The 9313-nt window shown below is 50.7% G+C and carries 5 protein-coding genes; all 5 read left to right on the forward strand.

All coding sequences use genetic code 11. The features are described 5' to 3' along the window. Positions 1-500: 500 nt before the first annotated feature. A complete protein-coding gene (locus ACODTO_RS07480; RefSeq protein ID WP_175387022.1) occupies positions 501-1871 on the forward strand; it encodes a TolC family outer membrane protein in 1371 nt (456 codons plus the stop codon). 130 nt (positions 1872-2001) lie between these two features. Next, positions 2002-4164, forward strand: coding sequence for a type I secretion system permease/ATPase (locus ACODTO_RS07485; RefSeq protein WP_489106164.1), 2163 nt, complete (start codon positions 2002-2004; stop codon positions 4162-4164). After that, positions 4157-5578, forward strand: coding sequence for an HlyD family type I secretion periplasmic adaptor subunit (locus ACODTO_RS07490; protein ID WP_489106165.1), 1422 nt, complete (start codon positions 4157-4159; stop codon positions 5576-5578). Before ACODTO_RS07485 ends, ACODTO_RS07490 begins: the two co-directional genes overlap by 8 nt. A gap of 11 nt (positions 5579-5589) precedes the next feature. Further along, positions 5590-6168, forward strand: coding sequence for a hypothetical protein (locus ACODTO_RS07495; RefSeq protein ID WP_489106166.1), 579 nt, complete (start codon positions 5590-5592; stop codon positions 6166-6168). Positions 6169-6834: 666 nt separating this feature from the next. Continuing rightward, positions 6835-9313, forward strand: a 2479-nt coding sequence (locus tag ACODTO_RS07500) for a calcium-binding protein (protein ID WP_175387021.1), incomplete at its 3' end; no start/stop codon positions are given.

The raw sequence follows: 9313 nt of genomic DNA on the forward strand, positions 1-9313 counted from the left end.
ACTCCCAAATGACAAAGTCCGATTGCTATTAAACGCGCAACGGATTTCTACATCTCCTATGGGGATTAAAGCAAATAGTATTAAAAATACTTCTTACCGATTGCGATAAAAAAATTGGTTATGAGTGAAGTATAACAATGCGTGTTGATGGTTCGAGCTGCCTTTTACAATTTGGCATGATTCGACAGGTGGGTATTGCTTTTCCTGATTTACCCGCATGGCTGAAGCGCTACGGGTTATAAAGCTAATCGCTATTTAGGTTATAGCTAAATGTTATTATTGTCCGATTTTGCGAGCTATTCATAACCTATTGATGCTTATCGAAAAAATTGGCTGCCCGCCCGGTTTTTAACTGGGCCGAGTGTGTGTGATCTTTGCTTAGGAAACAAGGAATCAAGTTTCTGACTGTTAAGCCGAGCTAATGGATTGATGTTTAAAGTCGAGCATTTCTTGGATAAGCAATGAATCTCATTAACACAGTGTGCCAAAGTGTATTATTCATGGGCTGCGTATCGAGCCCTTTAGCTTTTGCGTTTGATAATTCTTCCTTGGAGCATGCCGACCTTCTTGGTGTGTACCAGTCCGCCTTTAACAATGACGCTCAACTGGCTGCCGCGCGCCACGCCTACTTGGCTCAGCGCGAAGCGGTTCCTCAGGCTCGTTCGGGCCTGCTGCCAAATCTGACGGCAGGTGCAACTTCAGAGACGGTACGGCTGGAGCGCGACGAGCCCTCTCTCAGTCGTGAACGCAGCGGGACCACGTTTCGCGCTAACCTCAGTCAACCGCTTTTTCGTGTAGACCGCTGGTTCCAGTTAAAGGCGGCAGAGTCCAGCGTTGCCCAAGCGGAGCTAGAGCTTTCGGCCAAGGTACAGTCCTTGGCGTTGACTGTTGCTCAAGCGTATTTCGAGACACTGCGTCAGCTTGATGCTTTGGCTGCCGCCCAAGCTGAAGAAGCCGCTCTGCTCCATCAGCGTGACCAGGCGCAAGGTAGGCTGGAAGACGGTGCCTCAAGCATTACTGACGTGTACGACGCACAAGCGGCCTATGACAACGTGCAGGCGAATCGGCAAGTCGTGCAGCGCAAGGTCGATGACGCGTTTGAGGCGTTGGGTCGTTTGACCAATCAACCCTACAGAACCATTTCTGGAATGGGACACCAACTCCCTGTCGAGTCGCCCATTCCTAACGAAGCACAATCGTGGGTCGACACAGCGGTTCGGCAGAATCTGCAGCTTCAAGCTAGCGAGCAAGCGGAGCAAGCCGCTGACCAAACGCTCAAGCAGCACAAGGCTGGTCACTTGCCGACGATCGATGCGGTAGCCTCTTACCGCAAGGGTGACAACGACAGTTTCGGTTACAGCAATCCCACGGATTTTGGCCGCAATGGCTACCGTGACAATGTTGCGCAAGGCAGTATCGGTATTGAACTGAATATTCCGATTTACTCTGGTGGAATGACTCACTCCAAAGTTAAAGAGTCTGTCGAGCGACTGTTACAAAGTCAGGATGAAAAAGAAGATCGGCGCCGTGAGATTGTATTGAATGCGCGCAATGCGTTTAGAGGGGTTAATACCGATATCGCACAGATTGCTTCGCGCCGACAGGGGATCGTCTCTGCCCGCAAATCCGTCGAGGCCAATCAGGTAGGTGTCGATATTGGTTCGCGCAATATTGCTGACGTGCTCACCGCGCAAAGGCAGTTGTATTCGGTGGTGCGCGACTATAACAACGCACGTTATGACTACATTATCGACAACCTCAAGCTGAAACAGGCTGCAGGGACTTTGAGTGTGGATGACCTTAAGTCTCTATCCGTCTACTTAAAGCAGGATTATGTGCCTGAGCGAGATTTTCTCCCGCCGGGGATTTGAGTGGATTCAGATCAATAGCGAGCCCTTGGGCATACATGCTCATTATCTAGAGTGTGCTTTTTATTAACCACGGTTTCACTCCGTGCCTGGAGTGCAGGTTGCCGCCTGCACAAGGAATTCTGTAAACGTAATGATTGAAACTGAAGCGGGCGATGCAACGCCTGAACAGGCGCCCCCATTTGACACTGGCTTAGCTTCGCTTGTGATGCTCGCCAGGTTTCATCAAGTTGCGGCTTCCGCCGAGCAGCTCGCTCATGAGTTCGGAAACGTTGATCACCCATTTGGTCACGCGGATATGTTGTTGGCTGCGCGAAAGCTCGGTCTCAAAGCCAAGATGGCGAACACCTCCATCGACCGCCTTCATCGAACACCGCTGCCCGCCATCGCCACCGATGTGAATGGGGAATTCTTCATTATTGCGCGTCTGGATCAAGGCAAGGTGTTGATTCACAACCCGGCCGTGCAACGCCCCGAAGTAATCACCCTTGAGGCTCTTCAATCCCGCTGGACGGGTCAACTGATGCTGATTCGCTCAGAGGCAAATACGCCTGGTGAATCTTCTCGGTTCGATTTCACCTGGTTCATTCCCGCCATTGTTAAATACAGAAAGCTGCTCGGCGAGATCATGCTGGTTTCGTTTGTGCTGCAGATATTCTCGCTGGTGACACCGCTCTTCTTTCAAGTGGTGATGGACAAGGTCCTGGTGCACCACGGTTTGACCACGCTGGACGTGATCGCGGTGGGTTTGGCGGTGGTCATGCTGTTCGAGTCGGGCTTGACTGGGCTACGCAGCTACGTGTTTGCCCATACGGCCAGCCGTATCGATGTGGAGTTGGGTTCCAAGTTGTTCCGGCACTTAATCACGCTGCCGTTGGCCTATTTTCAAGCGCGGCGTGTGGGCGACTCTGTGGCTAGAGTCCGGGAGCTGGAGAACATTCGCAGCTTCCTCACTGGCAATGCGATCACGCTGATTCTCGACGTACTGTTTTCCGTCGTGTTCCTGGCAGTGATGTTCTATTACAGCGGTTGGTTGACACTCATCGTGCTGGTGTCATTGCCGCTCTATATCCTAGTGTCGGTGCTAATCACACCGATACTGCGCTCGCGACTGAACGACAGCTTCGCCAGAGGGGCTGAGAACCAGGCCTTTCTGGTCGAGACCGTCAACGGTATCGACACTCTCAAATCCATGGCCGTTGAACCTCAGGCCATCCGTAAATGGGACAACCAACTGGCTGGCTATGTGGCAGCGGGTTTTAGAACCCAGACCCTGTCCACTATTGCTAATGAAAGCGTGTCGCTGATTGGCAAATTGGTCACTGTAGCGACCTTGTGGGTGGGCGCTCGACTGGTAATTGAAGGGCAGTTGTCGGTAGGCCAACTGATTGCCTTCAATATGCTGGCCGGTCGCGTAGCACAGCCGATCATGCGTTTGGCGCAGCTGTGGACTAACTTCCAGCAGACCGGCGTTTCCGTGCAGCGTCTGGGCGACATCCTCAACACTCGAACCGAGATCGCTCAAGCGACACGCAGTTCGTTGCCGCCGATTCGCGGTCACATCGAATTCGACCAAGTCCATTTTCGCTATCGCCCTGATGGAGCCGAGATCCTGCGCGGTGTGAGCCTTCGCATTGAGGCGGGGCAGGTAATTGGCGTCGTCGGGCGTTCAGGCTCAGGTAAGAGCACGCTGACTCGCCTGCTCCAGAGGCTTCACGTCCCCGAGCGTGGGCGTGTAATGGTGGATGGCATGGACTTGGCGCTGGCGGACGTCTCTTCGTTGCGCCGACAGATTGGCGTGGTGTTGCAAGACAACATGCTATTTGCTCGTAGCATCCGCGAAAACATAGCCCTGGCCGATCCCGGCGTATCACTGGAGAAGGTCATTCATGTGGCCAAGCTCGCCGGTGCCCACGAGTTCATTCTGGAGCTCCCCGAAGGCTATGACACCGTGGTAGGAGAGCACGGCGCATCATTGTCTGGAGGTCAGCGGCAACGGGTTGCTATTGCTCGAGCGCTGATGGGGAATCCGCGGATCCTGATTTTCGACGAAGCCACCAGCGCTCTCGACTACGAGTCCGAGCGCGTGGTTCAGCAAAACATGAAGGATATCTGCAAAGGCCGCACGGTCATCATCATTGCCCACCGGCTCTCAGCCGTGCGGGATGCCAATCGCATTGTTGTGGTTGATCGCGGTCAGATCGTTGAGCAGGGCAGTCATGCCGAACTCTTGACCCATCAGGCTGGGCATTACTCACGCTTGTACCGCTTGCAGCAAGGAGCCAGCAATGTCTAACGCTGAATCGGCAGGCCTGTTGCGGCGTTATCGACACGTCTTGCGTGAGTCATGGAAGGCTCGTCGGAGTATGGACGCACCAAAGCGCTTGGCCCATGAAATACAGTTTTTGCCGGCCTCTCTTGAGCTACAAGAGCGTCCAACTCATCCAGCGCCTCGCGTGTTCATGTGGGCGATCATGGCATTTGCTGCGATTGCGCTGGTTTGGGCGTGTGTTGGCAAGATTGATGTTGTGGCAACCGCGACTGGCAAGATCATTCCCAGCGGTAAAAGCAAGGTGATCCAGTCCAGCGAAACGGCGGTGGTCAAAGCCATCCATGTACACGACGGTCAGACGGTGAAAGCCGGTCAGTTGCTGTTGGAGCTGGACTCTACGGCCGCTGAGGCTGATGTGGGGCGAGTGCAAAGCGAGCTGTTGGCCGCCCGCATCGACAGTGCCCGGGCGAGCGCCATGCTCGATGCCATCGATCGACAGCGAGCGCCGCGGACCTTAAATGGCTCGATTCCGGGAGCGGACCCCGAGCACGTATTGGCTGCTGAGCGCTGGCTGCAAGGTCAGTATCAGGAGTACCGCAGCAGTCTGGAGACTGTTGACGCCGAAATAGCCCAGCGCCAGGCCGACATACAGTCCGCACGTGGACAGGTGGCCAGCCTTCAGAAAACCCTACCTATCGTCGCCAAGTTGGCGGATGACTATCAGCATCTGCTGGAGAAACAGTACATCGCTCGCCATGCCTATCTGGAAAAGGAGCAGGCGCGGCTGGACGTTGAACGACAGTTGAGCGTGCAGCAAGCCAGCTTATTGCAGTCCTCAGCGGCGCGACAGGAGGCTGAGCGCAGGAGGGCTGGTGTGGTCGCGCAGACCCGACGGTCTATGCTGGATTTGTTGCAGCAGGCGGATCAGAAGGTGGCGTCTTTGAAGCAGGATTTTGCCAAAGCCGAATATCAGGATGGACTGACGACACTGGAGGCCCCGGTGGACGGCACGGTACAGCAGTTGAATGTGCATACGGTGGGTGGGGTGGTGACACCTGCGCAGCCGCTGTTGACGATTGTGCCGATGGGGCAACCGGTTGAGGTTGAGGCTGTTTTTGAGAACAAAGATGTTGGGTTTGTTCACCAGGGACAAGCCGTAACGATAAAAGTAGAAACTTTTACTTTCACCAAATATGGAGCGGTCTCGGGTGAAGTCATCAGTATTTCTGATGACGCTCTGGAGGATGAAAAGCGTGGCTTGATATACAGCGGCAAGATTCGCTTGGATTCGGATCATTTGAATATTAAAGGGCAAGATATCAAATTACTGCCGGGTATGGCGGTGACTGCAGAAGTAAAAACAGATCAGCGAAGGATAATTGAGTATTTCTTAAGTCCGTTGCAAGTTGCAGCGAGTGAGAGCTTGCGAGAGCGGTGAGGCAGGAAAGTATGGAAGCGAAGCGCTATGTAACCAGAAGTATTTTCCTAGTTTTGCTGGGGGTAGCCCTACCCATGATGCCATTCGAGAGTAGCTCGCTTGCAGTTGCGATGGACGTCAACGAGAAGCGTTGTGAAGTGGCGGATTTTAGTTTTAGTGTCAAACCATCTGAGTGCGCATCAATAAAATCGTATGATTCGGATGTGGCGACTTTTGGTGTACGACTGACAGATATGCAAATCATAAAGCCAGAGACGGCTCGAGATTCGCAAATGGTTGTGCGAGTCCGGCCGACTGACACTACATCGCCCAGAAGCAGTACGCAAATAAAAGAACGGCAACCGGATTCTATTATTGAGGGGCGAAGCGAATATAAATTTTCAGATCTGACGATTTACCATTTTCAAGGCATGGATGGTAAGTCTGTATATGTCAGTGGTGGTGTAATGACTTGGGAAAGCAATCGGATATTTGGTGAAGGGATTGAGGTGCTTTATCAGTTCGATAAAGGTCGAAATGATTTTGAAACTTTAGATGGGCGACTGGTTGAGCTGCTTAAGCAGATCGAACTGAAGCTTGAACTTAAATAAGGCGCCTCATGAAGTTAATGGTCATGACTTATGATAAAAAGTGCACGTGAAAGAAGGCTGTGCCTAGAAAACGTTGCTGTGGCAACAGGTCTTAGTTTTTTTATGTGCAGAGAGGTGGTGGTTTTGACGAATAATTCAGATGCTAATAAAGAAAATTGGAGGCAGTCTATGAAGACTGTTTTTTATAAGTTGATATTGTTTTTTTCTTTCTACCTGTCCTTGCATGGGCGGAACCTCGTTGGGGATGCTGGGTAACGCCCTAATTAAGTTTGACTCAAAATATTTGCAAAGGTGAAAATTATAAGTGTCGATTATTGAGTATTTATTAGGTCCGTTACAGGCGCAATTCAGCGAAAGCGTAAAAGAAAGGTAGTCGATTGAACGCTAACGGAGGATTTTGAGAGTTTTTGGGGCGGAAAATATTTCGTTTGATTTCTATGCTCGCTACCGAAGTGGCGCGTTTATTGGTGAGGACGGTTGAGTGTTAGAATTGATAATGGATTTTATAGTTAATAAGCTGCTTTACAAGATCGGTTTTGCGTTTCTTTCGTTTATAACCAGAGGGCGATTTAAGGGTGAGAGTAACTATTATTTCTCATTAATTATCCTGGTAGGCTTTTTAGTGCTACTTGTTCCGGCTGTACTTATTTTCTTCGGGTGGGCAATATGGCACTGAGTCGTAATCAAAAGATAGCTGGCACATCTTTTTTTAATAGCCTGGCTGGCGCGAAAGTTCTTGGTATAGGGGTGGTTGGTCGAGTTTCTTCGCTAGCCTATTATATTGATCCTTACCACATAGAGGGATTTACCTACGATGCGGAAAAGAAAAGTTGGTGGAGTAAAACTCCAGAGCATCTAGGTTCACTTCTCTATTCTGCTGATCCTACTACGGCGGCTGAGCTGGATAGGTTGAAGAACATTTATGAGCAACATAATGAATTGGAGGGGCTAAGTCCATCCGACCCTGTACCGGAAGAGGACCCATTTTTTACACCTTCTTTATGGAAAAATTTAGTAGAGGGTCTTTACGTTGGGGCGCCTGTACTAGCGGAGAAAGTTCAAGAGGCTTTTAAGAAAGCAAGCAGTACGGTTTCGCCGATTATTTTGGATCTTGATGGCGATGGTGTTGAAACGGTAGGAGTCAGTGAGGGAGTTCACTTCGATCACGATGGTAATGGTTTTTCTGAACTGACCGGATGGGTTTCTCAGGATGATGCGCTCTTAGTCTTTGATAAAAACGGCAACGGTTCAATCGACGATGGAAGTGAGCTTTTTGGCAATAACTCTAGCAATGTAAGCAATGGATTCGAAGCGCTTGCTGAATTCGATTCGAACAAGGATGGTAGGGTGGATGCTCAAGATGAGAGATTTTCACAGTTAAAAGTTTGGAAAGATCTCAGCATGGATGGACTTGTGAACGATGGAGAGTTGTTGTCGCTCTCTGAGGCTGGAGTTGCTTCGTTAAGTTTAACCTTTGAGGAAGGTGGCTATATAGATGGAAACGGAAATCAGCATCGGCAATTAGGAGGTTTTGTTGGGGCTGATGGTTCGACGAAGTCAATGACTGACGTTTGGTTTTTGCAAGACAAGACTGATACTGAGGTTTATGAATATGTAGAAGTGGGGGAGGACATTGGTGCTCTTCCAAATCTTATTGGTTTTGGCAATGTGTATGATCTTCATCAGGCGATGGTGAAGGATATATCGGGTCAGTTGAAATCTTTGATCGGAGCTTTTGCGGCGGAGGGCGATCCCTCCAAAAGAATGAAGATAATCGATGAAATAATATTCAAGTGGGTGGGAGCGGATCAGTACTCTGTAGATAGCAGAGGTGTGTATGCTCTGGATGCGAGGAAAATTTACGCTGTTGAAGCTTTTACTGGCGAGCTATTTGTACAAAGTGCAGGGACTAATGAGGGGTTGAGGGACCCTGGCCCAAACGCGGCGGCCGAGTTGGATAATGCATTTAATCTGGTGCATAACTATTATTACTCACAGCTTTTATTGCAAACGCACTTCGTAAAATATACTAGCGAGTCGATCATTACATTTATAGAGGGCGGTTATAATATTGACACTTCGGGTGTGGTTAGTGTCTTGAGAAAAGACTTTCTGAGCGGGGATATTTCTGCGGCGGAAATCGTCATTTATTTTGACTCGCTTAAAACGCTTGGTGTTTATGGTGAAAAATTATTAGCCTCTTTAAGGGCGGAAGGAGATTTGGATGGTGGTGCTTTTGATAGTTTAATTGGCGCTGCCGGATTTTCCTTGGTATTAGGTACTTCAGGAGGGGATAATTTAAATGCTTCGGCAGAGACTAATTCTTTTCTACTGGGCCTAGAAGGAGATGATCGTTTATATGCGAGCACCGGAAACAACATTCTTCACGGTGGCGCGGGCAACGACACCCTGTCAGGCGGCGCCGGTGCGAACCAGCTGTATGGTGATGCTGGGGATGATGCCCTCATAGTGGCTGCTGCTTCGAAGGGCAACACGCTGGCCGGTGGCACAGGTAACGACACCATCACTGGAAGCAATTTTTCAGATACCTACCTGTTCAATCTGGGTGACGGTCAGGACACCATTACAGACTATGACGCCGGCTACGCTGGAACCGATACCTTGCGTTTTGGTGCCGGGATCCTCGCCAGTGATATCAATACCCGCCGGGTCAATTCTGACCTGGTGTTCATGCACGTCAACGGCACGGACCAGTTGACGTTCAAGGGGTGGTTTGATGCCACGACGTCCGGTGCTGGTGTAGTCATTAACAACGTCATTGAACGAGTGGAGTTTGCTGACGGCACGTTCTGGACCTGGGCGGATATCGTTGCAACGGGGTTGAAGCAGGTTGGTTCGGAAGGGGCCGAAACGCTGACCGGTTGGTCGGGTAACGACATCATCCATGGCGGCGGCGGTAATGACACGCTGTCAGGAGGCGCCGGGGCGAACCAGCTGTATGGTGATGCTGGGGATGATGCCCTCATAGTGGCTGCTGCTTCGAAGGGCAACACGCTGGCCGGCGGTACAGGTAACGACACCATCACTGGGGGGAATTTTTCAGATACCTATCTGTTCAACCTGGGTGACGGTCAGGACACCATTACGGACTATGACGCTGGCTATGTAGTCACCGATACCTTGC

It is taken from the genome of Pseudomonas sp. FG13 (assembly GCF_057809755.1).